The 25,312-nt window shown below is 63.0% G+C and carries 25 protein-coding genes; 12 read left to right on the top strand and 13 right to left on the bottom strand.

Annotated features, from left to right (window positions below; all coding sequences use genetic code 11):
* The first annotated feature begins 142 nt into the window (after positions 1–142).
* The 5 genes from NKG95_RS27640 (at position 143) to NKG95_RS27620 (ending at position 5,302) form a co-directional block, all read left to right on the top strand.
* The gene (locus NKG95_RS27640; RefSeq protein ID WP_352859858.1) at positions 143–1,048 is read left to right on the top strand and encodes a branched-chain amino acid ABC transporter permease; all 906 of its coding nucleotides are present in this window, start codon (positions 143–145) and stop codon (positions 1,046–1,048) included.
* A gap of 205 nt (positions 1,049–1,253) precedes the next feature.
* Positions 1,254–1,838: a TRAP transporter small permease subunit gene (locus tag NKG95_RS27635; RefSeq protein ID WP_023718051.1), complete on the top strand. Its 585-nt coding sequence runs from the start codon at positions 1,254–1,256 to the stop codon at positions 1,836–1,838.
* The gene (locus NKG95_RS27630; RefSeq protein WP_031193698.1) at positions 1,838–3,610 is read left to right on the top strand and encodes a TRAP transporter large permease; all 1,773 of its coding nucleotides are present in this window, start codon (positions 1,838–1,840) and stop codon (positions 3,608–3,610) included. Before NKG95_RS27635 ends, NKG95_RS27630 begins: the two co-directional genes overlap by 1 nt.
* 16 nt (positions 3,611–3,626) lie before the next feature.
* Positions 3,627–4,652: a zinc-dependent alcohol dehydrogenase family protein gene (locus NKG95_RS27625; RefSeq protein ID WP_353043060.1), complete on the top strand. Its 1,026-nt coding sequence runs from the start codon at positions 3,627–3,629 to the stop codon at positions 4,650–4,652.
* Between the two features lie 275 nt (positions 4,653–4,927).
* Positions 4,928–5,302, top strand: coding sequence for a VOC family protein (locus NKG95_RS27620; protein WP_353043059.1), 375 nt, complete (start codon positions 4,928–4,930; stop codon positions 5,300–5,302).
* 150 nt (positions 5,303–5,452) lie between these two features.
* Here NKG95_RS27620 and NKG95_RS27615 read toward each other — a convergent pair whose 3' ends face one another.
* A complete protein-coding gene (locus NKG95_RS27615; protein ID WP_023718055.1) occupies positions 5,453–6,562 on the bottom strand; it encodes a TRAP transporter substrate-binding protein in 1,110 nt (369 codons plus the stop codon).
* 285 nt (positions 6,563–6,847) lie between these two features.
* On the opposite strand from NKG95_RS27615, the gene NKG95_RS27610 reads away from it, so the two are divergent.
* Entirely contained in the window at positions 6,848–7,621 is a 774-nt protein-coding gene (locus tag NKG95_RS27610; RefSeq protein WP_353043058.1) for a gamma-glutamyl-gamma-aminobutyrate hydrolase family protein, read from the top strand.
* Positions 7,622–7,627: 6 nt separating this feature from the next.
* Here the strand turns inward: NKG95_RS27610 and NKG95_RS27605 are convergent, their stop codons facing one another.
* The 5 genes from NKG95_RS27605 to NKG95_RS27585 form a co-directional block, all read right to left on the bottom strand.
* A complete protein-coding gene (locus NKG95_RS27605; RefSeq protein ID WP_353043057.1) occupies positions 7,628–8,023 on the bottom strand; it encodes a hypothetical protein in 396 nt (131 codons plus the stop codon).
* Positions 8,024–8,177: 154 nt separating this feature from the next.
* Complete coding sequence (locus tag NKG95_RS27600; RefSeq protein WP_353043056.1) at positions 8,178–9,158, bottom strand: 2-hydroxyacid dehydrogenase; 981 nt, start codon at positions 9,156–9,158, stop codon at positions 8,178–8,180.
* Positions 9,155–10,177 (bottom strand): LacI family DNA-binding transcriptional regulator, encoded by a 1,023-nt coding sequence (locus tag NKG95_RS27595; RefSeq protein ID WP_023676245.1) that lies wholly within the window; start codon positions 10,175–10,177, stop codon positions 9,155–9,157. The genes NKG95_RS27600 and NKG95_RS27595 overlap by 4 nt, the downstream gene beginning before the upstream one ends.
* A gap of 68 nt (positions 10,178–10,245) precedes the next feature.
* Positions 10,246–11,130, bottom strand: a complete 885-nt coding sequence (locus tag NKG95_RS27590) for a DMT family transporter (protein WP_353043055.1) — start codon at positions 11,128–11,130, stop codon at positions 10,246–10,248.
* A 185-nt stretch (positions 11,131–11,315) separates the two neighbouring features.
* On the bottom strand, positions 11,316–11,723 hold the full coding sequence (locus tag NKG95_RS27585) for a DUF2000 family protein (protein WP_023718059.1): 408 nt from the start codon (positions 11,721–11,723) through the stop codon (positions 11,316–11,318).
* 51 nt (positions 11,724–11,774) lie between these two features.
* Between NKG95_RS27585 and NKG95_RS27580 the strand changes: the two genes are divergently transcribed.
* Entirely contained in the window at positions 11,775–12,647 is an 873-nt protein-coding gene (locus NKG95_RS27580; protein WP_352918833.1) for an AraC family transcriptional regulator, read from the top strand.
* A 1-nt stretch (position 12,648) separates the two neighbouring features.
* Here NKG95_RS27580 and NKG95_RS27575 read toward each other — a convergent pair whose 3' ends face one another.
* Together NKG95_RS27575 and NKG95_RS27570 are read right to left on the bottom strand one after the other, a co-directional pair.
* A complete protein-coding gene (locus NKG95_RS27575) occupies positions 12,649–13,131 on the bottom strand; it encodes a MarR family winged helix-turn-helix transcriptional regulator (protein ID WP_023718061.1) in 483 nt (160 codons plus the stop codon).
* A 203-nt stretch (positions 13,132–13,334) separates the two neighbouring features.
* Positions 13,335–14,057, bottom strand: coding sequence for an intradiol ring-cleavage dioxygenase (locus NKG95_RS27570; RefSeq protein ID WP_352591807.1), 723 nt, complete (start codon positions 14,055–14,057; stop codon positions 13,335–13,337).
* Between the two features lie 186 nt (positions 14,058–14,243).
* Between NKG95_RS27570 and NKG95_RS27565 the strand changes: the two genes are divergently transcribed.
* Together NKG95_RS27565 and NKG95_RS27560 are read left to right on the top strand one after the other, a co-directional pair.
* Positions 14,244–15,305, top strand: coding sequence for a CobW family GTP-binding protein (locus tag NKG95_RS27565; protein WP_023718063.1), 1,062 nt, complete (start codon positions 14,244–14,246; stop codon positions 15,303–15,305).
* 153 nt (positions 15,306–15,458) lie between these two features.
* Positions 15,459–16,433: a WD40 repeat domain-containing protein gene (locus NKG95_RS27560; protein WP_353043054.1), complete on the top strand. Its 975-nt coding sequence runs from the start codon at positions 15,459–15,461 to the stop codon at positions 16,431–16,433.
* Between the two features lie 4 nt (positions 16,434–16,437).
* Here NKG95_RS27560 and NKG95_RS27555 read toward each other — a convergent pair whose 3' ends face one another.
* Entirely contained in the window at positions 16,438–16,959 is a 522-nt protein-coding gene (locus NKG95_RS27555) for a hypothetical protein (RefSeq protein ID WP_353043053.1), read from the bottom strand.
* A 91-nt stretch (positions 16,960–17,050) separates the two neighbouring features.
* Here NKG95_RS27555 and NKG95_RS27550 point away from each other — a divergent pair, with 91 nt between their 5' ends.
* From NKG95_RS27550 to NKG95_RS27540, 3 genes are all read left to right on the top strand, one after another.
* A complete protein-coding gene (locus NKG95_RS27550) occupies positions 17,051–18,433 on the top strand; it encodes an aspartate aminotransferase family protein (protein WP_352855780.1) in 1,383 nt (460 codons plus the stop codon).
* Between the two features lie 14 nt (positions 18,434–18,447).
* Positions 18,448–19,869, top strand: coding sequence for a glutamine synthetase family protein (locus NKG95_RS27545; RefSeq protein ID WP_352547943.1), 1,422 nt, complete (start codon positions 18,448–18,450; stop codon positions 19,867–19,869).
* 86 nt (positions 19,870–19,955) lie between these two features.
* Positions 19,956–20,678 carry a UdgX family uracil-DNA binding protein gene (locus tag NKG95_RS27540; protein WP_280940411.1) on the top strand — a complete coding sequence of 241 codons (723 nt, stop codon included), beginning with the start codon at positions 19,956–19,958 and terminating at the stop codon, positions 20,676–20,678.
* A gap of 1 nt (position 20,679) precedes the next feature.
* Here the strand turns inward: NKG95_RS27540 and NKG95_RS27535 are convergent, their stop codons facing one another.
* The 4 genes from NKG95_RS27535 to NKG95_RS27520 form a co-directional block, all read right to left on the bottom strand.
* Positions 20,680–21,945: a glycerate kinase type-2 family protein gene (locus tag NKG95_RS27535; RefSeq protein WP_353043052.1), complete on the bottom strand. Its 1,266-nt coding sequence runs from the start codon at positions 21,943–21,945 to the stop codon at positions 20,680–20,682.
* A 199-nt stretch (positions 21,946–22,144) separates the two neighbouring features.
* Entirely contained in the window at positions 22,145–22,651 is a 507-nt protein-coding gene (locus NKG95_RS27530; RefSeq protein WP_353043051.1) for a heme-degrading domain-containing protein, read from the bottom strand.
* A gap of 75 nt (positions 22,652–22,726) precedes the next feature.
* On the bottom strand, positions 22,727–24,040 hold the full coding sequence (guaD, locus tag NKG95_RS27525; RefSeq protein WP_352817171.1) for a guanine deaminase: 1,314 nt from the start codon (positions 24,038–24,040) through the stop codon (positions 22,727–22,729).
* On the bottom strand, positions 24,037–25,254 hold the full coding sequence (locus NKG95_RS27520) for a urate hydroxylase PuuD (RefSeq protein WP_023718072.1): 1,218 nt from the start codon (positions 25,252–25,254) through the stop codon (positions 24,037–24,039). Before NKG95_RS27520 ends, guaD begins: the two co-directional genes overlap by 4 nt.
* Positions 25,255–25,312 lie beyond the last annotated feature (58 nt).

Genomic DNA, 25,312 nt, shown 5'->3' with positions numbered 1-25,312 from the left:
TAAATCGCATTTGACAAGTTAGATTCCGAGTGCAACGCTCTTCACGGCTGCGAGCGCCGCGGCTTGTAGCACTTTGATTTTGTGCATGATCCCAGCGAAAGTCGATTTCCGATTATTCGGAGCCATGCACCGAGGATTTTGCATGCTCTATTTCTTCCAGCAGGTTCTGAACGGGCTGCATTCGGGCGCGCTCTACGCACTGCTTGCCTTCGGCTATGTGCTGACTAACGGCATCCTGCACCGCACCAATCTTGCCTATGGCGCGCTGTTCGCCTTTTGCGGGCAAACGATGATCCTCACCGCGGCATTCGGCTATCAGGCACTGTGGCTGACGCTGCTTGCATCGGTCGCGCTCGGCATAGTTGCGGCGTTTCTCTACGCGGCGCTGATCAGCCACGTGCTGTCACGAAGCATCTTCGAACCCTTGGCCGACCGCTCGCCCAATGCGATCGTGGTGACAACGCTCGGTATATTGCTGGTCTTGTCGGAAGCCAGCCGCATCGCCGCCAACACCCACGATCTGTGGTTGCCACCGATGCTGGCCCAGACCATCGTCTTCGCGCAGAGTGCCAGCTTCAAGGCGACGTTGACGCTGATCCAGTTGCTCGATTGCGCTGCCGTGCTGGCGGCCATTGCGCTGGCTGCGTGGGGCTTCACACATTCGAGCTTCGGCCGCAGTTGGCGCGCCGTTTCCGACGATCCCAAGGCTGCTGCGATGTGCGGTGTCGATGTCCGCGCGGTGTTTCGGCGTGCCGTGCTTTTCGGCGGCCTTTGCGCTGCGCTGGCCGGCGTGCTCGCCGGCTTCTACTACGGCAACATCAGCTTCGGCACCGGCCTGGTCTACGGGTTGAAGATCCTGTTCGTGACGGCAGTAGGCGGCTATCTTTCGCCGCTGCGGGCGGCACTGGGCGCCGCCGCTTTCGGCATGGCCGAATCGCTATGGGCCGGCTACTTCCCGCTCGAATGGCGCGATGCCTGGATGTACCTGTTCCTCGTCACCATGCTTGTGCTGATCGGCGCTGGCCGCGACCAACAGAAGATTGCCTGAGCCGCACCCGACTTTGGTTGGATGAAAGAGCCGCATGTCCGTGGACATGCAAAGGACGCGGCAGCTTTTTTGCCGGCCGTCACCTCACAACTGTGTTTATGCGGGCTGGCCCGTGTTGACCCGCCGGACCACGCACTGCATACCGTTGGTCCACAGCGGCGCAACGGACAGGGAACCGCCGCGCTCTGACACAAGGGAGGAATGCATGGCAGGGCTTCTCGCTCTTTCCAGAACCATTGACCGTTTGAACGAATTCATCGGCAAATGGGTATCGTGGCTGATCCTGCTGGCAATTCTGGTAAGCGCCGCCAACGCCGTCATCCGCAAGCTGTTCGACATGTCCTCGAACGCCTGGCTGGAATTGCAGTGGTATCTGTTCGGCGCCGCCTTCATGCTGGCCGCCGCCTACACGCTGAAGCAGAACGACCATATCCGCATCGATATCGTCTACGGCATGTTCTCGCGCCGCGTGCAGCACTGGATCGACCTTTTCGGTCACGTCTTCTTCCTGATGCCGTTCGTGACATTGATGGTGGTCTATTTCGTTCCCTATGTGTCGCTGTCGTATCGCAGCGGCGAGATGTCGAACAATTCCGGCGGGCTGATCATCTGGCCGGCGAAGGCGATCCTGCTGGTCGGCTTTTTCCTGCTTGCGCTGCAGGGCATTTCCGAAATCATCAAGAAAATCGCCATCATGCGCGGTCATATGGACGATCCCACTCCATTCATATCGGTGCATGAGCAAGCCGAGCTAGAAGCCAAGGCGCTCGTCGAAGAGGTGCGCTCGTGATCGAGTTCATCGCCCAGAACATGGCGCCGATCATGTTCGCCTCGCTGATCTTCTTCCTGCTGATCGGCTACCCCGTCGCCTTCTCGCTTGCCGCCAACGGCCTGATGTTCTTCTTCATCGGAGTGCTGCTGTCGCCATATTCGGGCGGCTCGATCAACCTCGCCTGGCCGTTGCTGCACGCGTTGCCGGACAATTTCTACGGCAGCCGGGTGATGTCGAACGACACGCTGCTGGCGATCCCGTTCTTCACCTTCATGGGCATCGTGCTCGAACGATCCGGCATGGCCGAAGACCTGCTCGACACGATCGGCCAGTTGTTCGGACCGGTTCGTGGTGGCCTGGCCTATGCCGTGATTTTCGTCGGCGCGCTGCTGGCCGCGACGACCGGCGTGGTGGCGGCTTCCGTCATTGCCATGGGGCTGATTTCGCTGCCGATCATGCTGCGCTACGGCTACGACCGGCGGCTGGCATCCGGCGTCATCGCAGCATCGGGCACGCTCGCCCAGATCATCCCGCCGTCACTGGTGCTGATCGTGCTGGCCGACCAGCTCGGCCGCTCGGTCGGCGATATGTACAAGGGGGCGCTGATCCCCGGGCTCATTTTGACCGGCATCTACATGCTCTACATCCTGCTCATGTCGATCGTCCGGCCGAAGTCGATGCCGGCACTGCCGCTGGAGGCCCGCACGCTCGGCCACGGTGTGCTGTCGCTGCTGGCGGCGCTGCTGGCGGCGGTGGTGGTTTCCTATGCCGCGTATCGCTACCTCGCGCCAAACCATGGCGGCAATGCCGATATCCTCGGCGCCACCATCGGCGTGATCTTCATCTATGTCGTGGCGATCATCGACCAGCGCCTGAAGATCAACCTGATGTCGAGGTTGGCACAGCAGGTGATCATCGTGCTGATCCCGCCGCTGGCGCTGATCTTCCTGGTGCTGGGTACCATTTTCCTCGGCATCGCCACGCCGACGGAAGGCGGCGCCATGGGCGCCGTCGGCGCGCTGGCGATGGCGGCGATGAAGGGGCGGCTGTCGCTCGACGTGGTCAAGCAGGCGCTGGCCTCAACGACGCGGCTGTCGTCCTTCGTGCTGTTCATCCTGATCGGCGCGCGGGTGTTCTCGCTGACCTTCTACGGCGTCAATGGCCACATCTGGGTCGAGCACCTGTTGACGTCGCTGCCGGGCGGTGAAGTCGGTTTCCTGATTGGCGTCAACATCCTCGTCTTCGTGCTCGCCTTCTTCCTCGATTTCTTCGAGCTCGCCTTCATCATCGTGCCGCTTTTGGCGCCGGCGGCCGACAAGCTCGGCATCGACCTGATCTGGTTCGGCGTGCTGCTCGGGGTTAACATGCAGACCAGCTTCATGCATCCACCGTTCGGCTTCGCGCTGTTTTATCTGCGCTCGGTCGCCGCACGCGTGCCCTATCTCGACCGGCTCACCGGCAAACAGATCGCGCCCGTCACCACCGGGCAGATCTATTGGGGCGCAGTGCCGTTCGTCTGTATCCAGGTGATCATGATCGGCCTGACCATCGCCTTCCCGCAGATGGTGATGCACTACAAAGGCGCCGTCGTCGATCCAGCGACGATCGACATCAAGGTGCCGGAGATGCCCAGCCTGTCGCCGCTCGGCACGCCGCCGGCCGGTGGCAGCACGGCACCCGCTGCGCCCGGCGCGCAGGACCTGTCGCAGCCGCCAAGCTTCGACGAAAAGCCGCCCGCGAAACCGGCGGCACCGGCAACCGATCTGTCGCAACCACCGAGTTTCAATTGACGAAGGCCCGGCAGCCATGAAGGCGGTGCGACTGGAGCGAGTGGGCGGCCTCGCCGTGTGCGAGGTCGAGAAACCGACTGCCGGACCGGACGAGCTGCTGGTGCGGATCGAGGCGTGCGGCGTCTGCGGCACCGACCGGCATCTTTTCCATGGCGAATTCCCGTGCACGCCGCCGGTGACTCTCGGCCATGAATTCTCCGGCATCGTCGAGGCGATCGGACCTGCCGTATCCGGCTTTGCCGTCGGCGACCGCGTCACCGGCGATCCCAACATCGCCTGCGGCCGGTGCGCGCATTGCCAGGCCGGCCGGGTCAACCTCTGCGGCAATCTGCGTGCCATCGGCATCCATCGCGATGGCGGCTTTGCCGAATATCTTGCCCTGCCGCAGAAACAGGCTTTCGTCCTGCCAGGCGATCTGACGCCGACGCATGGTGCGTTCTGCGAGCCGCTCGGCTGCTGCCTGCATGGCGTGGACCTTGCCGCGATCAGACCAGGTTCGTCGGTTGCCGTGCTCGGCGGCGGCGTGATCGGCCTGCTCACCGTTCAACTGGCAAAGCTCGCCGGTGCGACGACCATCATCCTGTCGACGCGCCAGGCCTCGCGGCGCGCCCTTGCCGAGGAACTTGGCGCAACGGCGACGGTCGATCCCAGCGCTTCCGACATCACCGACGCGATCGTCGGCCGGTCGGGTTTGATGCCGGGCGGCGTCGACGTGGTGTTCGAATGCGCCGGCGTGAAAGACACCGTCGAGCAGGCGATGCGGCTGGCCAAGGCGGGCGGCACAATTGTCGTCGTCGGCGTCATGCCGCAAGGCATGAAAGCGGCGTTCGAACCGTTCGACCTGCTGTTCCGCGAGTTGAAGGTCCTGGGCTCCTTCCTCAATCCCTTTACCCATCGCCGGGCCGCCGATCTCATCGCCTCGGATGCGATCGAGGTAGACCGGCTGATATCGCGACAAGTCGACCTCGACGAGGCGGTGGCGATCATTGCCAACCCGTCGGCACCAGGTGAGGTCAAGGTCCTGGTAGTGCCTCAGGGCTGATCGATCGGGCCAGTTGCCACCGGCGGGGCGACCGGTTACAGAAACTACGCCGAAAAAGACATTGCCGGTTCGGTAGTCCGGCTCTTCCCGTCCTGAGCACGATGCTCGGGGAAGCCTGTTCGCCACATTACTTGTGGGAGAACCCGCGGCCGGCAAGCGAGGCGAAACTCGCGAGCCGGTCGGGTCACGTCCGGATTTTCGGATGTAGCGGTCCCGCCGGTTTGCGCTCTTCGGTCGAAGCCTGTCCGCATTCAACCCGTGGCAGGAGACGCATCATGAAACTGAACCACATAAATCTCGTCACCACCGAAGTTGCCGGCCTTGCCCGCTTCTTCACCAGCCATTTCGGCTTTGAATTTGTCGCCGTGCGCGGCAAGGACGCCTTCGCGGTTCTGCGTGGCATCGATGGCTTCATCCTCAATCTGATGAAGCCGGGGAAAGGCGAGCCCGCCAGCTATCCGGACGGCTTTCACGTTGGCTTCTTCGTCGGCAAGCCGGAGTTTGTGCATGCAAAGCGAGCCGGGCTTGCCGATGCCGGCCTGCAACCGGGCGAGGTCCAGCACCTAATGCGCGGCCGCATCCAGTCGACGACGTTCTATTGCCATGCGCCGGGTGGAGTACTGGTCGAAGTCAGTGCGTCCGAAGGCTGACAGGGAAGGACCGCGGGGCGTGGCTCGCGGTCCTTTGACGAGATCCATCAAACGCCTGGAGCGGAATGCATTCAAACCAAACGGGACATCCGCTTTGTTTTAGCCCTTTTCTGCGACGCCGAGTGGAGCCACTCGGCGTCGCAGAATATTCTAGAGCTTGCCGTTGCGCTGCTGGACCATCATGAAGGTGTCGTAATTGTACTCGGCCACCTGCGCCCAGAGATAATGCTCCTTGCGGAACGCCTTGATCGAGTCCCAGATCTTCTTGAACGGCGCGTTCGAGGCTTCCATCTCGGCATAGACTTCGTTGGCCTTTTCGAAACAGGCGGCCATGATCTCCTGGCTGAACGGGCTCAACTTGGCGCCGCCGGCAACCAGCCGCTTCACCGCCGCCGGGTTGAGGTAGTCGTATTTCTGCAGCATGTTGGCGTCGGCCGCTTGGGCGGCAGTGTGCACCAGCGACTTGTAAGCCGGCGAAAGTTCGTCGTATTTCGCCTTGTTGAACATCAGATGGACGGTCGGTCCACCTTCCCACCAGCCGGGATAGTAGTAATAGGGCGCAACCTTGTAGAAGCCGAGCTTCTCGTCGTCGTAGGGGCCAACCCATTCGGCGGCGTCGATCGTGCCTTTTTCCAGCGCCGGATAAATGTCGCCACCGGCGATCTGCTGCGGAACTACGCCGAGCCTTTGCACCACTTTGCCGGCAAAACCACCGATACGCATCTTGAGGCCGGAAAGGTCGGCGACCGTTTTGATCTCCTTGCGGAACCAGCCGCCCATCTGCACGCCGGTATTGCCGCCCGGCAGCCCGAACAGACCCTGCGTCGCCAGGAACTCGTTGAACAGATCGATGCCGCCGCCATGATAGTGCCAGGCGTTTATGCCGCGCGCGTTGAGCGAAAACGGAACCGCCGCCCCCAGCGCCCAAGTCGGGTCCTTGCCCCAGTAATAGTATGCCACCGTATGGCAGGCCTCGACGGTGCCGGCAGTGGTGGCGTCGGCGGCCTGCAGGCCGGGAACGAGTTCGCCGGCGGCGAAGACCTGGACCTGGAAGTTGCCGTCGGTCGCCTCCGACAGCATCTTGGAAAACACTTCGGCGCCACCATAGATCGTATCGAGCGACTTCGGGAAGGACGACGCCAGCCGCCAGGTCACTTTCGGGTTGGACTGGGCGATGGCCGGCGCAGCAAGTGTCGCGGCAGCGGCCGCGGCGCCGAAACCGGTGGTGCCGGCCTTGCGAATGAACGAACGACGATCCATGAAGTTCCTCCCTTTTGGATCAACTGACCGACATTCGGGACGCTTCGGGGCCCGGATCGGCTTCGAGCCCGACAATACACAGGCAAGGAGTCGAGTCCAGCGTGGCAGCCCGGTTTGAGTGGCGCATTTCGGGGAAATTCACGGCGTTGGGGCAGATCTTGCAACTATAGTCTAAGGTCGATTAACTGGCCTACGCGACACGCCGAAACTTGCCATGGAAATGCGCCTTCGGATCGCCTATTTTGCAGGCAGATAATTCGTTGCACCCGATGGGATCCGGACCAAATGCACCAGCCGCTCGTCGCCGTATCGACCGACGTCCGCCAGTTCGACAATTACATCTGGCATGCCGCGCCACAGCAATATCTTGAAGCGGCGCTTTCGGGTGCAGGCGTGTTCCCGCTGCTGGTACCGTCCTTCGGCGACCGGCTCGACTTCGATGAACTGCTTTCCGCCGTCGACGGCGTCATGGTCACCGGTTCGAAGTCCAACGTTCATCCCTCGCTCTATGGCGGTGACGCCAGCGAAGCCAATGGTCCTTACGACTCCGCCCGCGACGCGACGACGTTGCCACTGATCCGCCGGGCGGTGGAGCGCGGGGTACCGCTGCTCGCCATCTGCCGCGGAATCCAGGAGATGAATGTGGCACTGGGCGGCACGCTGGCGACCGAAATCCAGGAACGCGTCGGTTCGCTCGACCATCGTGCGCCGGCAAGCGACAATCAGGACGAACGCTTCGCCATCCGCCAGAGCGTGTCGATAAAACCCGGCAGCTGCCTGGCCGGGGTCTTCGGCGCCGGCGACATCCTGGTCAATTCGGTGCATCGCCAGGCCATCGATCGGCTTGGCCCGAAGCTGCAGGTCGAAGCGGTCGCCGCCGACGGCACTGTCGAGGCGGTTTCGGTCAAGGACGCCCGCGCCTTCGCTGTTGGCGTGCAGTGGCATCCAGAGTACTGGGTCGAATCTGACAACATCTCGGCAAAGATTTTCCGCGCCTTCGGCGACGCTGTACGTCTGCATCAGGCGGCGAAATCGGGCGCGCGCGCAGCGGCAGAATAGCGCTCGTCAGTTGCCGGCCGACGCCAGCGATAGCAGCGGCAGCGCCGGCGCGTAGGATTCGTAACCGTCGCCATCGGCGACTGAGAACATGACGATTGGATCGGTGTCGTTGGCGCTGAATGTGACCGTGCCGTCATTCTGCTCTCGCCAGAACTTCGCCTGCTCGACACCGGGCAACACCCGGCGGCAATTCGCGGCGACCGTCAACAGCGACAAGCCTTGCGAAATCTCGGCGCCACGGCTGACCGCACAAGACGCCTCGTCACCATGGGCTACCAGCCGGTAGTTGCCGGATGAAGGTGGTGACTCACTGGCTGCACGGCTTTCACCGCTACCGGCATAAAACAGCTGGACGCTGCCGAACAGCACAGCAACCGCCATCAATGCAGGAAGCGTTTTCATCCTGTTTCTCCGCGCATTTCAAGCGCGCCGCGTTCGAAGAGATCAGGAGGCGCGCTTCATCTTGCTGTCATGTGCTGTCAGGCGGACAGACACTAGGAAGGGACCAGAATGATTCCGAAGGGTTAAGCTGAAGTTAATAGATATGGCAGCCCGCTTACGGCCTTGCCTTGACATTTGCCGTCTCCGGCACCGGCGTCAGTGCCTTGCGCTGCGAAAACCACGAGACCAGATTGTCGACGCATAGGTCCGCCATGACGCGGCGGGTGTGCTGCGAGGCGGAGCCGACATGTGGCAAAAGCGAGGTGTTGGGCGCGGCAAGCAACGCCGCTGGCACATTCGGCTCGTCGGCAAAGACGTCTAGCCCGGCAGCGGCGATGCTGCCGCTGGCAAGTGCGGCGGCAAGGGCTGGCTCATCGACCGTGCTGCCCCGGCCGATATTGACGAAGACGCCGTTCGGCCCAAGAGCCGAGAGGATTTCGGCATTGACTGCCCTTTCCGTCGCGGCCCCGCCGGGCGCCACCGAGATCAGTGTGTCGACCGCCTCGGCGAGACCTTTCAGCGTCGGGTGATAGTCATAGGACAGGCCTTCGACGCGGCGCCGGTTGTGGTAGGCGATGGGCAGCCCGAAAGCCTCGAGCCGGCGGGCAATGGCGAGGCCGATGCGGCCCATGCCAAAGATACCGACATGGCGCCCGCGCAGGGTCAGCCGGCTCAGCGGATAGTTGCCTTTGCGCAGCCAACTTCCGTCGCGCAGCCAGGCCTCGGCGCGCGGCAGTTCGCGGATGGTGTTGATCAGCAAGCCGAGCGCCGTATCGGCGACCTCTTCGGTCAGCACATCCGGGGTGTTGGTGACCATGATGCCGCGCTGTACGGCGTGGCGGACATCGACAGAATCATAGCCGACGCCGAAATTGGCGATGATCTCGAGCTTTGGCAGCGCGTCCATCAACGCGGCGCTTATGCCGCCGAAGGCGGCTATGCCGCGCACCGTACGGCGCATGTCGTCGGTGACCAGCGACGGATCGGCGCCTTCGATCCGGACGCGGCTGAACGCCCCGTCGATGCGGCCGACCGCATGGTCGTTGAACTGGCCCGGCACCAGAATGGCGACAGCTTGCTGTTCGGTTTTTGTCATGCACGTTCCACCGGTTTGCCGGTCGACTGGCGCACATGCAGTTCCGGCTTGATCAGTTCCTGCGACGGCCGCACCGTCTGTCCGTTGAGTTTGTCGAGCAGCGCGCTGGCGGCGCGGCGGCCAACCTCGCGCTGGCCGTTCCAGACCGTGGTCAGTGCCGGCGTCGCGATCGCCGCTTCCTCGAGGTCGTCATAGCCGGTAACGGAGATGTCGATGCCCGGCACCAGCCCCGCGCGCGCAATGCCGTTCATCAGGCCGATGGCGACGAGGTCGTTCCAGCAGCAGGCCGCGGTAGGCCTGTCTTTCAGCGCCAAGAACTGCCCGGCAGCCTCGAAGCCGGCCTGCTTGGTGCGCGGGCCGGCGATACGCCATGACGGCCTGACCTCGAGCCCTGCCGCCTCCATGGCGTTGACATATCCCTGATAACGGTCGCGGCCGGTCGACGTCTGGTCGGTACCGCCGATCATGGCGATGCGCTTGTGGCCAAGCGAGATCAGATGATTGGTAGCAAGCCCGGTGCCATAGGCATCGTCGCCGCGAAACACCGGCACGTCGGCACCTTCGACGGTGCGTGCAATCAGCACTGCCGGGAGACCGTTCTCCTCGGCCATGATTATGTCTTCGGGCGGCGTGCCGATGGCCGGCGACATGATGACGCCGTCAGCGCCGAGCTGCAGAAGCGTGTCGATGAAGGTGCGCTGTTTCTCGAGTTGGTCGTAGTGGTTCGACAGGATGAAGGTCTGCCGGCTGCGGTCGAGTTCGCTCTCGATCGAACGCAGTATCTCGGCAAAGAACGGGTTCATGATGTCGTGGACGACGACGCCGACAATGCCCGAGCGTGAGGTGCGAAGGCTGGCGGCGCGGCGGTTGTAGATATAGCCGATGGCGCGTGCATGTTCCTTGATACGGTCGCGGGTGCCGCCGGCGACCAGCGGGCTGTCGCGCAAGGCCAGCGAGACCGTGGCCGTGGACACGCCGAGCGCATCCGCGATGGTCGAAAGCTTGATCTTCTGTGCCAGCGCCCTGCGCTCCCGAAGCAATTTAAACTGTTTAAAGGCCGGCTCTTATGCCATCGATCCCGAGCAAATCAAAGTTTTTTTGCCAGCGCTTCCGCCTCCGCGTCCAGCGTCGCGCGGTTGTGCAAGCGAAGCCGGTGCTCGCGGTGGACGATGTAGAGGCCGCTGGCGACGATGACGGTGGCACCGACCAGCGTCCAGCGGTCGGGAAACTGGTTGAAGACGATCAGGCCGGAGATGATCATCCAGATCATCTGCGAATAGGGATAGGGAGCCAGGGCCGTGGTGGTGGCAAGGCGATAGGCCTGCACAAGAAGCCAATGGCCGATGGCGCCGAAGACGCCAAGCATCAGCAATATGAACCAGTGCCAGCCATCCTGCGGCAGCGAAAGCGAAAACGGCAGCGTCGGCAGCAGCAGCACGGCCGGCGCCAGCGCCGAAAACAGGATGAGACTTTCCGAGGTTTCCGTCGCCGACATACGGCGCGTCATGATGACGTAGAAACTGTTCGATAGCATCGAGCCGAGCGCAAAGAGATGGCCGACGCCAAAAACCCCGACGCCCGGCCGGGTGATGATGAGGACGCCGACAAAGCCGCTCATGATCGCCAGCCAGCGCCGCCAGCCGGCCCATTCGCCGAGCAACGGACCGGCAAGCGCGGTGATCACCATCGGGCCGAAGAAGTAGATCGAGGTGGTTTCCGCCAGCTGCAGCGTCCGCAGCGCCAGAATGTTGAACATGGTCGATCCGAACAGGAGCAGACCGCGCGTGAGATGCGCCGGCAGGTTGGCGGGACGAAAACGCAACGGCTCACGCCATCCGCGCAGAAAGACGCCGACAAGCAGGACATGGACCGCGAAGCGGGTCCAGGCGACGATCAGCGCCGAGACGCCAGCCAGCACAAGGTACTTGCTGCTGGTGTCGAGGAAGGTGAAAAACACATAGACGGAAAGCATGCACAGGATCGCCGCCGGCGACGTCGCGCTTTCGTCTTGTCTTGGGGGAGCATTCAATTTCAGGCCGGACGGGAAGCAAGGCAGTCCCTCACCAATGCGGGAATTGTCGCCAGCGGGCAAGCCAAAAGAGGCTGGCACACCGACAGGCGACGACAGGCTCAGTTTTGTTCCTGGTGGCCGGAGAGTCAGGTGTGCATGCGGGCACCCTTGGTGATCTTGTCGACGAGCTTCTTTTCGGCGCGAAGCGCGATGCCGACCACCTTGGCATCCTCCGGCGCAAATTCGGCAAAGACGGCGCGGTTGGCCAGATCGTACCCAGTCGAAAACATTTCCTCGACATAGAGCGAAACCGTCACACCACGCTCCAGCGCCCGCCGCTGGATCGTTCCGAGCGCCTGGCCGTCTGCCGAAAGCACGATGACCGGCTGGATCGATAGCGGGTTGTAGATATTGCCGGCGCGGTCACGGTAGGGCTCGCCGATGAGGTCGGGAAACTGCGCGACGATGCCGCTGGTCAGAAAGGCGGTGACGTTGAGCTTCTGCCAGACGGGAAGATCGTCCCTGAGCACGATTGCAAATTTCGTATCGAACATGCGACAGTTTCCAATCCGAAAGGGGGCCAATCCGAGGCTGCGAGTGAAGCGATGCCGCACGGTCTAGACGGGGAAGCCTTTCAGGGTCTTGGACGTTTGTGCGTGGATGCAGCCGAGAACTGCATCGTATCGGCACCCGGTACTGCCGGCATGGAACGCATCGAGGCCCGGTTCCACGGCAACGCCTTCGATCTCCATCGCCACGACACCTATGCAATCGGGGTGACGCTTTATGGCATACAGAGCTTCCGCTATCGCGGCGCGACGCATCAGAGCCTGCCTGGCCAGATCATTATCCTTCATCCCGACGAAATGCACGATGGCGGCGCCGGCACAGAAGACGGATTGCGTTACAGAATGCTGTATTTGGAGCCGTCCCTGATGCTCGATTGCCTCGGCGGCGGGTCACTGCCGTTTGTCGGGGATGCCGTGATGACAGACCGCGATTTCCGCGCGACGCTGCTTTCGGCGCTCGGGCCGCTGGATCAGGAACTGGACGAGCTGTTTGTGGTCGATTTCATGACGCAGCTGATGCAAAGCCTGGCCCGGCACGCCGGTCAGCCGGCGAAACCGATAGCGAAAACTGCGTGGCGTGCCGCAAGTCTGGCGCGCGACTATCTGGAGGAAAATGTCGCGCGGATTGTACGTTCGGATGAATTGGAGGCGATCACCGGGTTGGACCGTTATGCCCTGTCACGGCATTTCCGCGCCACCTTCTCGACCAGCCCGCACCGGTTCTTGTTGATGCGCCGGCTTCAGCGAGCCCGTCGGATGATCGAAGCCGACGAGCCGCTGGCGCAAATCGCCATCGCAGCCGGCTTCAGTGACCAAAGCCATTTCAATCGGCATTTCAAGAAGGCGTTCGGCGTCACACCCGGACGCTGGTCGGCACTGACGCGGCGGCCGTCAGCGGCGAACGCGTGACCTATTCAAGGATCTTGTCCTCGATATCCAGTTCGTCATCGGGGAGCACCATTTCGCCGTTCGAAAGATTCGCTTCGACACGTGCAAGCAGCTTGAACAGCGATTTCTGATCCTTCTTGTCGAGACCCTTCAATGCCTGCTTTTCGGTCTTCTTCACCGATTTCTCGATGGCGTGGATGATTTCGCGGCCGGTGTCGGTGAGGAAAATATGAGCCTGGCGGGCATCGGCGGAGGAGGCGCGCTTTTCCAGAAAACCCTGTGCCTGCAGCCGGTTGATGGTCTTGGTGATGGTCGGCGGACGCACGCCGAGGCGGCCGGCAAGATTGCCGGGCGTCTGCCCGTCCTCGCGGTCGAGCGCCAGCATGATCTGGTCCTGACCGGCATAGAAGCCATGCGCCAGAAGCCGGGCGGCGAGCGCCGTGCGCGCCAGCCGCGCCGCCGAATGCAGCCGGCTCATTGTTGCAGTCTTGTCCGCCTTGGCCATGCTCATCCCTCCTCGGCCGAACCGGTGCGGACAGCATAGAAGCAGGCCGCCGATTGGCAATGACGATCGAAAACATTCCGGCTCGGAAAATAGCTTTGCCGGCAAGCATCGCGGTGTTCGCCGTGGCTAATGCCAGATGTTTATTTCAGTTAGATGACAAACGACTTTCCGCGACGGCTGGATGGCGACGTGACGAGGCGCCCTCAACCGGCCTTCACCGCGACCACCATCAAGGCCTGATAGGCGTCCGCCATTTCCCGCAGCGCTGCCTGTGACAGCGGCCCGGCCTGGCGGGCAATGCCGTCCCGCGTGTTCGATGTATCGCGTTTGCCGGGGCGATCGTTATAGGGCGCGACGGTGGCGAATATCTGCTCGCTCAAGCTGTCGGGGAAGAACATCTGGCCGGTCATCGCCGAGCGGTCGTCGGGGAAGATCTTGAAATGGATGTGGGTGGTGCGGCCGCGATACCAGCCGGGATAGATGGTGGCGAAAGAAGCGATGCCGCTTTCATCGGCTCTCTGCCAGCCGCGCAGAAAGCTCTGGCCGGACGTGTCGATATCCTGCCCGTCGCCCTGTCCGGGATAGCCGGAATAGGCGCCCTGGGCGTCGCAATGCCAGATATCGACGCGTGCGCCGGGAAGCGGCCGGCAGGCGGCGTCGACGATTTGCAGCCGCACATTGAGGGCGACGCCCTTCTTACCCTCGGTGATATCGGCGCGTTCGAGCTTCGGGTCGAAATAGAACGGTCCTTCTGTGACCTCGGGCGTGATGGCGCAGACGCCGGCACCGGCTTTGAACAAAGCAAGCCCGGCATAGGGCGAGACCTGCCCGGCCCTTACGCCGGCGGGCAGGAATATGCCGCCCGTGGTGACCGCTACAAGACCGAGAGCCTGCCGCCGGCTTAGTGGCAAGGACTTGTCGGACATCTGGCGCCTCCTCAGTGCGAACAACCCCTCGCCCTATCTAGGCCCCACCGCCAGCCCGCGCCAATGAACGTTCGGCAATGTGGGGAAAGTTCGGCAATACCGGCCTCTTTGGCCCATCGGTTTGCCTCGTGCAAAAGCCGAGCACACATCCTATATGGAGCCGACAATCCCTATTCGAGGCACAATATGAGCGACGCACAGACGCAGATCCCCGTTACCGTCCTTACCGGCTATCTCGGCGCCGGCAAGACGACACTGCTCAACCGCATCCTTTCGGAAAACCATGGCAAGCGCTACGCCGTCATCGTCAATGAGTTCGGCGAGATCGGCATCGACAACGAGTTGATCGTGGAATCCGACGAGGAAATCTACGAGATGAACAATGGCTGCATCTGCTGCACCGTGCGCGGCGACCTGATCCGCGTCGTCGAAGGTCTGATGCGCAGGCCCGGCCGCTTCGACGCCATCGTCGTCGAGACCACAGGCCTCGCCGATCCCGTGCCGGTAGCGCAAACCTTCTTCATGGACGACGATGTGCGTTCCAAGACCAGGCTCGATGCGGTGGTGGCGCTGGTCGACGCCAAGCACCTGCCGCTGCGCCTCAAGGATTCCCGCGAGGCCGAGGACCAGATCGCCTTTGCCGATGTCGTCGTGCTCAACAAGACCGACCTGGTCACCCCCGAAGAGCTGAGCAAGGTGGAGGCGACGATCCGCGCCATCAACCCGGCGGCACGCATCCATCGCACCACACGCGCCGGCGTGGCGCTGTCCGAGGTGCTCGATCGCGGTGCGTTCGACCTGTCCCGGGCGCTGGAGAACGATCCGCACTTCCTCGAGGCGCATGACGATCACGACCATCATGATCATGATCACCATGATCACGAGGGCCATGATCATCACGATCATGACGGGCATGACCATCATCACGCGCACCCTTCCGACATCCATGATGTGACGGTGCAGTCGGTGTCGCTGCGCGGCGGCGAGATGGACCCGAAAAAGTTCTTCCCGTGGATCGAGAAGGTCACCCAAATGGAAGGCCCGAACATCCTGCGGCTGAAAGGTATCATCGCGCTGAAAGGCGATGACGAGCGCTATGTCATCCAGGGCGTGCACATGATCATCGAAGGCGACCACCAACGCGCCTGGAAGGACGGCGAGAAGCACGAGAGCCGGCTGGTGTTCATCGGCCGCGAACTCGACGCCGAGCGGCTGAAGACAAGCTTCCAGGCCTGCCACGCCGCTTGATTTAGCTGCCCTTTCCCCCTTCTCCCCTTGTGGGAGAAGGGGCGCCCGCAACGCTGGCGCTCTCTCCTCACGACGATCCGAAGCACGGGTTGAGACCCGCAGCTCAACCCCTTAAGGGTGGGGCAGCAGAAATCTCGAACGGAATGGTCTCTCATGCCGACAGTCGCCCCGCTCGATCTCGAAGGCCACTGCCTCGCCGCCGTGTTCCTTGGCGACGTGCCGCATTTCGCGCTGGCCGACGGCGCAATCCATCGGCTCGACCATGGCCACAAGACGGTGCAGGCCAATGACGGGCTGCTCGCCGCCCTTCACGATGGCGCAAACGACCGGCTGATCACCGGCGGTGAGGACGGCAAGATCTTTGCCGTGACCGCAGGCGGCAATACTGCGGAATTGGCGACCGCAGGCAAAAAATGGATCACCAGCGTCGCCGCCGGGCCGCAAGGCGCTGTTGCCTATGCTTCGGGCAAAATTGCCTATGTGCGTTTTGCTGACGGCAAGACCAGGGAATTCTCGCATCCGCGCTCGGTCGAGGGGCTGGCCTTCTCGCCCAAGGGCATGCGCTTCGGCGTTGCCCGCTACAATGGCGCGACGCTCCATTTCCCGGCCGCCGACGGCAAGCCGGTCGAGCTCGAATGGGCCGGCGCCCACACCGGCATCACGTTTTCGCCGGACGGCGGCTTCGTCGTCACCACAATGCAGGAAAACGCCCTGCATGGCTGGAAACTCGCCGACGGCAAGCACATGCGGATGTCCGGCTACCCCGGCAAGGTCAAAAGCCTGTCGTGGAGCGCCAAGGGCAAATGGCTGGCGAGTTCGGGCGCTCCGGCGGCGATCGTCTGGCCGTTTTCGGGCAAGGATGGGCCGATGGGCAAGGCGCCGCTGGAACTCGGCACGCGCGGCAATGCGATGGTCACCTCCGTCGCCTGCCATCCGAGCCAAGATGTAGTGGCGATAGGGTATGATGACGGCATGGTGATGGCGGTGCGCTTCACCGACGCCAGGGAAGTGCTGCTGCGCCGGCCAGGCAAGGGCGCCATCACATCGATGATGTGGGACAAGGAAGAGCGCCGCGTCGCGTTCGGCAGCGCCGCCGGCGATTGCGGCGTCATCGACATTTCCGCCTAGCCCGTTAGTCGGCTCCGCAAGATACTTTGCCGGTCAATTCAGCCGGCTTGCCGTCCTTTTCGGCATCGGCCGTTACATCATAGATTGAGAGCAAATAGTGGCCGTCAAAGACGCCTTCGTCGCTGGCCTTGGTCAGGATCGCCAGTTCGACATAGCCGTAGGCGTTTTCGACCTGCCGTTCATGGTAGACGAGCAGCCGCAATTCCTTGTTGTCGAGCCAATATTGCGTGAGGTTCTGATCCTCGAACACAGTCTTGCGCAGAGTGTCGCCGACTGGCCTGCCCAGAATTTCGAGCTCGCCGCGAAAATTGAAGGTCGGCCCGCCCATGCCTCTGGTGACTCCGGCATCGACCTCAAATTTGACGGCTGCATCCTCGGCGGAACACCAGATGCCGCCGGATGCCAAAGCCGCACCAACCGACGACAGCAGCGTTGCCGCGCAGATGATCGCCCGCACCATCGTGTCCCCTCCAGCCGAAGTGCCATTGGCGCCCGAAGGCGGCTCGCGGTCAAGCGCCTGTTCCATTCAAATGACCGCTGACCCAACACAGGGCAGCCGCCCGGCCAATTGCGGTGGCGGATGCCGATTGTCTAAAGTGCGGCGGAGAGGGCCCGCCATGAACGTCATCAACCATTCAAAGACTTCCATCGGCGGCATCGGCCCGGCCCGGATTGCCGAGTTGCGCCAGACCGAGGCAGAAGCCTTCCGCCAGGCGCGGCCGAAATCGATGGCGAAAATCGGCAATGGCCTGCCCGGCTTCTTCGGCGGCGTGCCGATGCACTGGATGAACGACTGGCCGGCGCCGTTCCCGATCCTCGTTGATAAGGCCAAAGGCGCCACCATCAGAGATATCGACGGCAACCGGCTCGACGATTTCTGCCTCGGCGACACCGGCTCGATGTTCGGTCATTCGCCGCCGCCGGTCGCCCGCGCCATCCGCCGGCAGGCCGGACGCGGTCTGACCTACATGCTGCCTGCCGAGGACGCGCTCGCCATCGGCCCGCTGCTGCAACAGCGCTTCGGTCTGCCGTTGTGGCAGATCGCGACGACGGCAACCGACGCCAACCGCTTCGCGCTGCGGGTTGCCCGTGCCGTTACCGGCCGGGAGAAGATCCTGGTCTTCAACGGCTGCTATCATGGCTCGGTCGACGAGACGATGGTCCGGCTGGTCGACGGCAAAGCGGTGAACCGACCGGGACTGGCCGGCGAATTCCGCGACCTGACGCGGGCAACTGATATCGTCGAGTTCAACGATCTGCCGGCGCTTGAGGCCGCACTTCAGGGCAACGATGTCGCCTGCGTCATCGCCGAGCCGGTGCTGACCAATTCCTGCATGGTGCTGCCCGAAGCCGGCTTTCATGACGGCTTGCGGCGTCTCACCCGTGCGACCGGCACGCTGCTTCTAATCGACGAGACGCATACGATCTCGACCGGTCCCGGCGGCTATACAAGCAAATACGGGCTGGAGCCGGACCTGTTCGTGCTCGGCAAGCCGATTGCCGGCGGCATACCGGCGAGTGTGTGGGGCATGAGCGAAGGCGTTGCGGCGCGCTATGCCGCTTATATCAGCCGGAAAGAGCCCGGCTATTCCGGCATGGGGACAACGCTGTCGGCCAATCCGCTGCAATTCGCGGCGATGCGTGCCACGCTCGAAGACGTCATGACCGACGAGAACTACAGCCATATGGACCATCTGGCGCGGCGGCTCGACGCCGGGCTGACTGCCGTTATCGATCGCTATCGCCTGCCCTGGCATGTTGCTCGGGTTGGCGCCCGCGTCGAGTTCATCTGCGCGCCAGGCCCGCTGAGGAATGGCGGCGAAGCCGAGAGGGCGCATGCGCCGGAGCTCGAAGCGGCGATGCATGTCGCGCTGGTCAATCGCGGCGTGCTGATCGCACCGTTCCACAATATGATGCTGATCTCGCCGGCAACTCGCGCCGCCCAGGTGAACCGGCTGATCACCGCCTTCGGCGCGGTTGCGGCAAAGCTTACGGCATGAGACAAGCTGGCAGCATGAAACAAGCGCCCAAGCAAAGTTTGAACCTGGTCACGGCATCCCCTTCGGGCTCGACGCCCGCCGAGGCGCAGGCCTTTCTCGACGCCCATCCGGAGATCGAAGCGTTCGACATCGTGCTGACCGACGCCAATGGCGTGGGGCGCGGCAAGATCGTGCGCCGACATGAGTTGATGAGCATCTTCGAGGGCGGCCGGCACATGCCGATCTCGATCCTCGGCCTCGACATCACCGGCGAGGATGTTCACGAGACCGGGCTGATCTGGACGACTGGCGACGGCGACCTGCGGGCGTGGCCGATCCCCGGCACGCTGGTGCCGCTGTTCGGCACCCAGCCGCCGCGCGGCCAGGTGTTGATGGCGATGTACCATCTCGATGGCCAGCCGATGTCGTCCGACCCGCGGCTGGCGCTCGCCCGCCAGGTAGATATCCTCGCGGCCAAGGGCCTGCATCCGGCCGGCGCCTTCGAGCTCGAGTTCTTCCTGCTCGCCAATGAGCGCGATGCCGAAGGCAAGGTGCAGCCGGCGCATGCGGTGCTCGACGGCCGCCGCTCGGCCAAGACAGAGGTCTATTCCGTCGACCATCTGCACGGCATGGAGCCGCTGTTTTCCGACATCTATGCCGCGGCCAAGGTGCAAGGCATCCCGGCCGAGACGGTCATCTCGGAATATGCGCCCGGCCAGTACGAACTGACGCTCAATTACCGCAAGGACGTGATGCGGGCGGCCGACGATCTCGTCATGCTCAAGCGGCTGGTGCGGGCGCAGGCACGCCGTCATGGTGTCACCGCTTGCTTCATGGCCAAGCCGATCGAGAAGTATGCCGGCTCTGGCATGCATTTTCATGTCTCGCTGCTGGATGATGCCGGCAAGAACGTCTTTGCCGAAGCCGGCGGCGAAAGCTGGTCGCTGCCGCTGCTGCGCGGTCTCGGCGGACTGATCCAGACGATGGCGGAATCGATGCTGGTGTTCGCGCCGCACGCCAATTCATGGCGGCGCTTCGTATCGCAATCCTATGCGCCGGTGGCGCCGACCTGGGGCGTCAACAACCGTTCGGTGGCGCTGCGTGTGCCAGCCGGCGATGCCAAGAACCGCCGCATCGAGCACCGGCCATCGGGCGTCGACGCCAACCCTTATCTAGTCGCGGCAACGGTGCTGGCCGGCATCACTAGGGGTCTCGACGAAGGTCTTGACCCCGGCCCTGAAACCACCGGCAATGGCTACGAATCCGCCGTCACGCGCACGACGATGCCGGTCGACTGGCGTGCCGCGATCGAGGCGGCAAGGGCGTCGACCTTCCTCAAGGGCGCATTGGGCGAAGACCTGCACCGGACATTCGTGGCGATCAAGCAGTCGGAATATCTGCGCGTGGCGCGCACGGTCAGCGAACTGGATTATCACCTCTATCTGCACGAGGTTTAGGGCTTCACATCGTCGGCCATCTGCCGGTGAAGGCCCATGCGGAATAATTTCAGCGGAACCTTCGGCGGGCTTTGCTCATTGCGTGTCTGATTGCAGGAGCGAACAAGGCCGCCTTAGTCATGATCGCCAGGATGCAGACAACCCCGACGCCGCACCATGCCAAGGTGCAGTCGAGAGGCTTGCCTGCAAGCAAGTCCCCGGACACGACAGAAATCGACGCCAGGACGATTCCTGAACTGCGCGAAACGGCCAAGATCTGCCGCCGCTGTCCGCTATGGCGCGATGCCACGCAGACCGTGTTCGGTGAGGGTCCTGATAAAGCCAAGGTGATCTTCGTCGGCGAACAGCCGGGCGACCAGGAGGACCTGGCGGGCAAGCCTTTCGTCGGTCCGGCCGGCAAGGTGTTCGACGCGATCCTGGATGATGCCGGCGTCGATCGGCTGAAAGTCTACGTCACCAACGCGGTTAAGCATTTCAAGTTCGAGCCGCGCGGCAAGCGGCGCATCCACTCCAAGCCGAATGCCGGCGAGGTGCAGGCTTGCCGCTGGTGGCTGGACAAAGAGATCGATCTGATCAAGCCCAACCTGGCGGTGGCACTCGGCGCCACTGCAGCGCAGGCGCTGCTCGGCAAGGTGGTGCCGATCATGAAGATGCGCGGGGCGGTAGTGGAGCGCGACGATGGCTTGCGTGTCTTCGTCACCATCCACCCGTCCTTCATTCTGCGCATTCGCGAGCCGGCGGACAAGCGGGCCGAACGCGAGCGGTTCCTGCAGGATATGAGAGCGGTGAAAAGGCTGATGGCGGCCTGAGCTATTTGATCAATATCGCCCGGAGATCGTTGATGTTTGTGCCGGTCGGACCGGGTACGAAAAGGTCATCTACGGCATTGAATGCCGTCCAGGCGTTGTTGCCGGCAAGCATGGCCTTGGCATCGACGCCCGCCGCGCGCATCCGCGAAACTGTCGAGCCGTCGGCGAAGGCGCCGGCATTGTCTTCCGAACCGTCAATGCCGTCGGTGTCGGCGGCCAGTGCGTGCACGCCCGCCATGCCGGTGATGCCGATGGCGAAGGCGAGCAGGAATTCCGAGTTACGGCCGCCTTTGCCTTTCGCGCGCAGGGTCACCGTCGTCTCGCCGCCCGACAGGATCAGCACCGGCTTTGCAAATGGCCGGCTGCGCGTCGCCACCTCGCGCGCGATTGCGGCGTGGATGCCACCGACCTCGCGTGCCTCGCCCTCGATGGAATCGGAGAGAATGACGGCCTGAATACCTCGGCGCTTCGCTTCGGCCGCTGCTGCTTCCAGCGAGACGCCGGCCGAAGCGATCAGATGCACCTCGTTGCGGATAAAACGCGGATCGTCCGGACGTGGCGCATCGGCCGCCGGCGACTTGATATGCGCCATGACCGAAGCCGGCAGCTTCATGCCATAGGCAGCGATCGACGCCTGTGCGTCCTCACGGCTGCCTATGTCCGGCACGGTCGGACCAGAAGCGACCAGAGCCGGATTGTCGCCCGGAATGTCTGATACCACCAGCGAGACCACCTTGGCCGGATATGCGGCGGCCGCCAGCCTGCCGCCCTTGATGGTGGAAAGGTGCTTACGGATCGTGTTCATCGCGGTGATCGGCGCACCGGAGGCGAGCAGCGCCTCGTTGACGGCGATCTCATCGGCCAGCGTCAGACCTTCGGCGGGTGACGGCAGCAGCGCCGAGCCGCCGCCGGAAATGAGCGCCACGACAAGGTCGTCCGCAGTCAGTCCCTGGACTTTTTCGAGCAGCCGCCGCGAAGCTTCCAGCCCGGCGGCATCCGGCACCGGATGCGCCGCCTCGATGATCTCGATGCGCCGGCAGACCGCGCCATAGCCGTAGCGGGTGACGACCAGCCCTTCGATCGGCCCGTCCCACGCTTCCTCGAAAGCAGCCGCCATCTGCGCCGAGCCTTTTCCTGCACCGATGACGATCGTGCGGCCCTTCGGCCTTGCCGGCAAATGATTCTTGATCGTCCTCTGGGGATCGGCGGCGGCAACGGCGGCGTTGAAGATGGATATAAGGAAGGATTTCGGGTCGAGAATGGTCATACTGAGCTGCCACCGACGTTCTGCGAACTTCTGCGGCGTCTGCGCTGCCCCTCACCCTTACCCTCTCCCCGTCTAGAGACGGGGAGAGGGGGTCGCCACCCATCTATCAACTGGACACGCCAGCGTTGGAGCGCTTCCCTTCTCCCCGTCGCTACACGGGGAGAAGGTGCCGGCAGGCGGATGAGGGGCGGCGCCAACGTCACGATGTTGCTTCCGGCGGCAGGACCAACTCCTGGCTATCGACGCCCAAGTAGCTACACAGCGCATCGACGACCACGCCATGGTCCTCACGCTCCGGCAGGCCCGAGACGGCGATCACGCCGATGACACCGGCGCCCTTGACAGTGATGGGAAAGCCGCCGCCGGCCAGCACGTAGTCGACAATGTCCAGCCCCTCGCCAGGCTTGAAGCTGCGGTCGGGGCGCTGCTGCTCCAGCACCATGCGGTAGGTGCTTTTCAGGAACCGCCGCACGACGTTGATCTTGCGCCGCGCCCAGTCCGGATTGGAAGCGTTCGAGCCGGGCATTGCCGCATAGAACAGCGGCCGATCGAAGGTTCTGATATCGACGATGATCGGCAGGTTCTCGGTCAAAGCCCGGTCGCGGATCGCCGAGCCGATCTCGAAAGCGACAGCCTCGTCAAAGGCGGAGAAAACAAGCGCGGCTTCCTGTTTCTTGATCAGAGCGATGTCGTCCACAACGGCCATGTCGTTCCCCTGTTAATCTCGTCGCACGCTTTGGCCGATGGCTGCCGTTCGGTCAAGCCGGGACGCCGGGACCAGCTAGGTCGCCATGTCCGCCTTAACTGCCCGACCGGCGACATAGACCTCGTGCACGGCGCGGTCGTCGCCTAGCGTCTGCAGCAGAAACAATTCCTCGGCGAGCGTGTCCGCCGTCTCCACCCGCAGCCGCATCGCCGGCGTGGCGCGGGCGTCGAGCACGACGATATCGGCGTCGCTGCCTTCCTCCAGAGTGCCGATCTTTTCCGCAAGCGACAAGGCCTCGGCATTGCCGCGGGTCAGTTGCCAGAATGACTGAAACGGATTGAGCTTCTCGCCATTCAGCGCGATCACCTTGTAGCCCTCGTCCATGGTGCGCAGCATCGAATAGTTGGTGCCACCGCCGACATCGGTGGCGGCGGCGATGCGGAGCGGCTTCTCGCGGCGGCGATAGCGCTGATAATCGAACAGGCCCGAGCCGAGAAACAGGTTGGAGGTCGGGCAGAACACCGCCACCGAGCCGCTATCCGAAAGCACATCCGCCTCGCGTTCCGACAGATGAATGCAGTGGCCGAACAGGCTTTTGCGGCCGAGCAGTCCATACTGCTCGTAGATGTCGGTATAGTCCCGCGTCTGCGGGTACAATTGCTGCGTAAAGGCGATCTCGGCGTGGTTTTCCGACAGATGCGTCTGCATATGCAAGTGCGGATATTCGCGGCAGAGCGCGCCCGCCGTTTCCAATTGCTCGGGTGACGAGGTGATGGCGAAGCGTGGGGTGATGGCATAGTGCTGGCGCCCCTTGCCGTGCCACTCCTCGATCAGCGCCTTGCTGTCGTCATAACCCGATTGCGGCGTGTCGAGCACGCCGTCCGGCGCGTTGCGGTCCATCATCACCTTGCCGGCGATGTTGAGCATGTTGCGGTCATGCGACTCGGCAAAGAACGCCTCGGCCGATTCCTTGTGTACCGAGCAATAGGCGGCGACAGTCGTCGTGCCATGACGCAATACTTCATCCAGGAACAGCCTGGCGATACGGCGGCCATGCTGAGCGTTCCCGAATTTTGTCTCTTCCGGAAAAGTGTACGTGTTCAGCCAGTCGAGCAGCTCGGCGCCGAAGGAAGCGATGACCTGCATCTGCGGAAAATGCGCGTGCGCATCGATAAACCCGGGCAGCAGCAGATGCGGCCGGTGGTCGATCTTTTTCGTTCCCTCGCCCGCCTTTTTCTCGACCTCGGCATAGGCGCCCGCGGCAACGATCCTACCATCGCGGAGCAGCAGGCCGCCATCTTGCTCGTAGCGCCAGGCGGAATGGTCGTCGACGGTTTCGGGCCAGCGCAAAAACGACAGCGTGCGGCCGCGCAGGAGCGTGCTGGTCATTTCCTTGCGCCTTCGAACCATGCCACCAGCAGCGCCCGTTCCTTGTCGGTGATCTGGGTGACGTTGGCGGGCGGCATGGCGTGGCTGCGGCCGGCCTGCAGGTAGATCTCGCCGGCGTGCTCGGCGATGCCGGCATCGGTGTCGAGCATCACGCCCTTCGGCGCGTGGTAGATGCCCTCGTAGGACGGCTCCGCGGCGTGGCACATCGAACAGCGGCCAAGCACCGTATCGCGCACGGCAGGGAAATGCGCCGAGGCAACGTAGACCTGGGCCGCCGCCGACGCCTTCGCCTCGCCGGTCAGCAACTTCGGCACCGTCGACAGCCAGATGATGACCAAGAACAGCACGGCCGCCGCCAGCCAGGTCCAGGTCGGATTGCCTTTGCGCGCATGCCTGGTGTTGAAATAGTGCCGGATCAGCACGCCGATGATGAACACCAGCGAGGCGATGACCCAGTTGAACTCTGTCCCGAACGCCAGCGGATAATGGTTCGACAGCATCAGGAACAAAACGGGCAGCGTCAGGTAGTTGTTGTGCAGCGAGCGCTGCTTGGCGATCTTGCCGTATTTCGGATCGGGCTTACGGCCGGCGATCAGGTCGGCGACGACGATCTTCTGGTTGGGGATGATGACCATGAAGACGTTGGCCGACATGATCGTCGCGGTGATGGCGCCAAGATGCAGGAAGGCGGCGCGGCCGGTGAACAGGTGGGTCAGTCCCCAGGCCATGAATACCAGCACCCCATACAGCACCAGCATCAGGCCGGTGTCGCTGTTGCCGAGCGGCGAACGGCACAGGAGATCGTAGACCACCCAGCCGACGCCGATCGTCGCCAGCGACAGCAAGATGCCTGTAGGCACCGACATGGCAAGCACATTCGGATCGATCAGGAACAGGTCCGCCCCGGCATAATAGACCACGCACAGCATCGCGAAGCCTGACAGCCAGGTGGCGTAGGATTCCCACTTGAACCAGGTCAGGTGCTCGGGCATTTCGGCCGGTGCCACCAGATATTTCTGCACGTGGTAGAAGCCGCCGCCATGCACCTGCCATTCCTCGCCGAAAGCGCCTGCAGGCATGCCCGGGCGTTGGCGCAGGCCGAGGTCGAGCGCGACGAAATAAAAGGACGAGCCGATCCAGGCGATGCCGGTGACGACGTGCAGCCAGCGCACGGCGAAACTCAGCCAATCCCAGAATATCGCGAAATCCATCATGAAAAATCGTCCCTGCCGATCGACTGACTTTACGGACTGGAGCGCAAACGGAAAGGGC

It is taken from the genome of Mesorhizobium sp. M1423, assembly GCF_040317575.1.
In the GTDB taxonomy this organism is placed as follows: Bacteria; Pseudomonadota; Alphaproteobacteria; order Rhizobiales; family Rhizobiaceae; genus Mesorhizobium.
This window is presented reverse-complemented; position numbering and strand designations above follow the sequence as displayed.

Coding starts and splice junctions, on each gene's coding strand:
- NKG95_RS27640 (WP_352859858.1), top strand. CDS start 143: ATGCTCTATTTCTTCCAGCAGGTTCTGAACGGGCTGCATTCGGGCGCG.
- NKG95_RS27635 (WP_023718051.1), top strand. CDS start 1,254: ATGGCAGGGCTTCTCGCTCTTTCCAGAACCATTGACCGTTTGAACGAA.
- NKG95_RS27625 (WP_353043060.1), top strand. CDS start 3,627: ATGAAGGCGGTGCGACTGGAGCGAGTGGGCGGCCTCGCCGTGTGCGAG.
- NKG95_RS27620 (WP_353043059.1), top strand. CDS start 4,928: ATGAAACTGAACCACATAAATCTCGTCACCACCGAAGTTGCCGGCCTT.
- NKG95_RS27615 (WP_023718055.1), bottom strand. CDS start 6,562: ATGGATCGTCGTTCGTTCATTCGCAAGGCCGGCACCACCGGTTTCGGC.
- NKG95_RS27610 (WP_353043058.1), top strand. CDS start 6,848: ATGCACCAGCCGCTCGTCGCCGTATCGACCGACGTCCGCCAGTTCGAC.
- NKG95_RS27605 (WP_353043057.1), bottom strand. CDS start 8,023: ATGAAAACGCTTCCTGCATTGATGGCGGTTGCTGTGCTGTTCGGCAGC.
- NKG95_RS27600 (WP_353043056.1), bottom strand. CDS start 9,158: ATGACAAAAACCGAACAGCAAGCTGTCGCCATTCTGGTGCCGGGCCAG.
- NKG95_RS27590 (WP_353043055.1), bottom strand. CDS start 11,130: ATGCTTTCCGTCTATGTGTTTTTCACCTTCCTCGACACCAGCAGCAAG.
- NKG95_RS27585 (WP_023718059.1), bottom strand. CDS start 11,723: ATGTTCGATACGAAATTTGCAATCGTGCTCAGGGACGATCTTCCCGTC.
- NKG95_RS27580 (WP_352918833.1), top strand. CDS start 11,775: ATGCCGCACGGTCTAGACGGGGAAGCCTTTCAGGGTCTTGGACGTTTG.
- NKG95_RS27575 (WP_023718061.1), bottom strand. CDS start 13,131: ATGGCCAAGGCGGACAAGACTGCAACAATGAGCCGGCTGCATTCGGCG.
- NKG95_RS27570 (WP_352591807.1), bottom strand. CDS start 14,057: ATGTCCGACAAGTCCTTGCCACTAAGCCGGCGGCAGGCTCTCGGTCTT.
- NKG95_RS27565 (WP_023718063.1), top strand. CDS start 14,244: ATGAGCGACGCACAGACGCAGATCCCCGTTACCGTCCTTACCGGCTAT.
- NKG95_RS27560 (WP_353043054.1), top strand. CDS start 15,459: ATGCCGACAGTCGCCCCGCTCGATCTCGAAGGCCACTGCCTCGCCGCC.
- NKG95_RS27555 (WP_353043053.1), bottom strand. CDS start 16,959: ATGGAACAGGCGCTTGACCGCGAGCCGCCTTCGGGCGCCAATGGCACT.
- NKG95_RS27550 (WP_352855780.1), top strand. CDS start 17,051: ATGAACGTCATCAACCATTCAAAGACTTCCATCGGCGGCATCGGCCCG.
- NKG95_RS27545 (WP_352547943.1), top strand. CDS start 18,448: ATGAAACAAGCGCCCAAGCAAAGTTTGAACCTGGTCACGGCATCCCCT.
- NKG95_RS27535 (WP_353043052.1), bottom strand. CDS start 21,945: ATGACCATTCTCGACCCGAAATCCTTCCTTATATCCATCTTCAACGCC.
- NKG95_RS27530 (WP_353043051.1), bottom strand. CDS start 22,651: ATGGCCGTTGTGGACGACATCGCTCTGATCAAGAAACAGGAAGCCGCG.
- guaD (WP_352817171.1), bottom strand. CDS start 24,040: ATGACCAGCACGCTCCTGCGCGGCCGCACGCTGTCGTTTTTGCGCTGG.
- NKG95_RS27520 (WP_023718072.1), bottom strand. CDS start 25,254: ATGATGGATTTCGCGATATTCTGGGATTGGCTGAGTTTCGCCGTGCGC.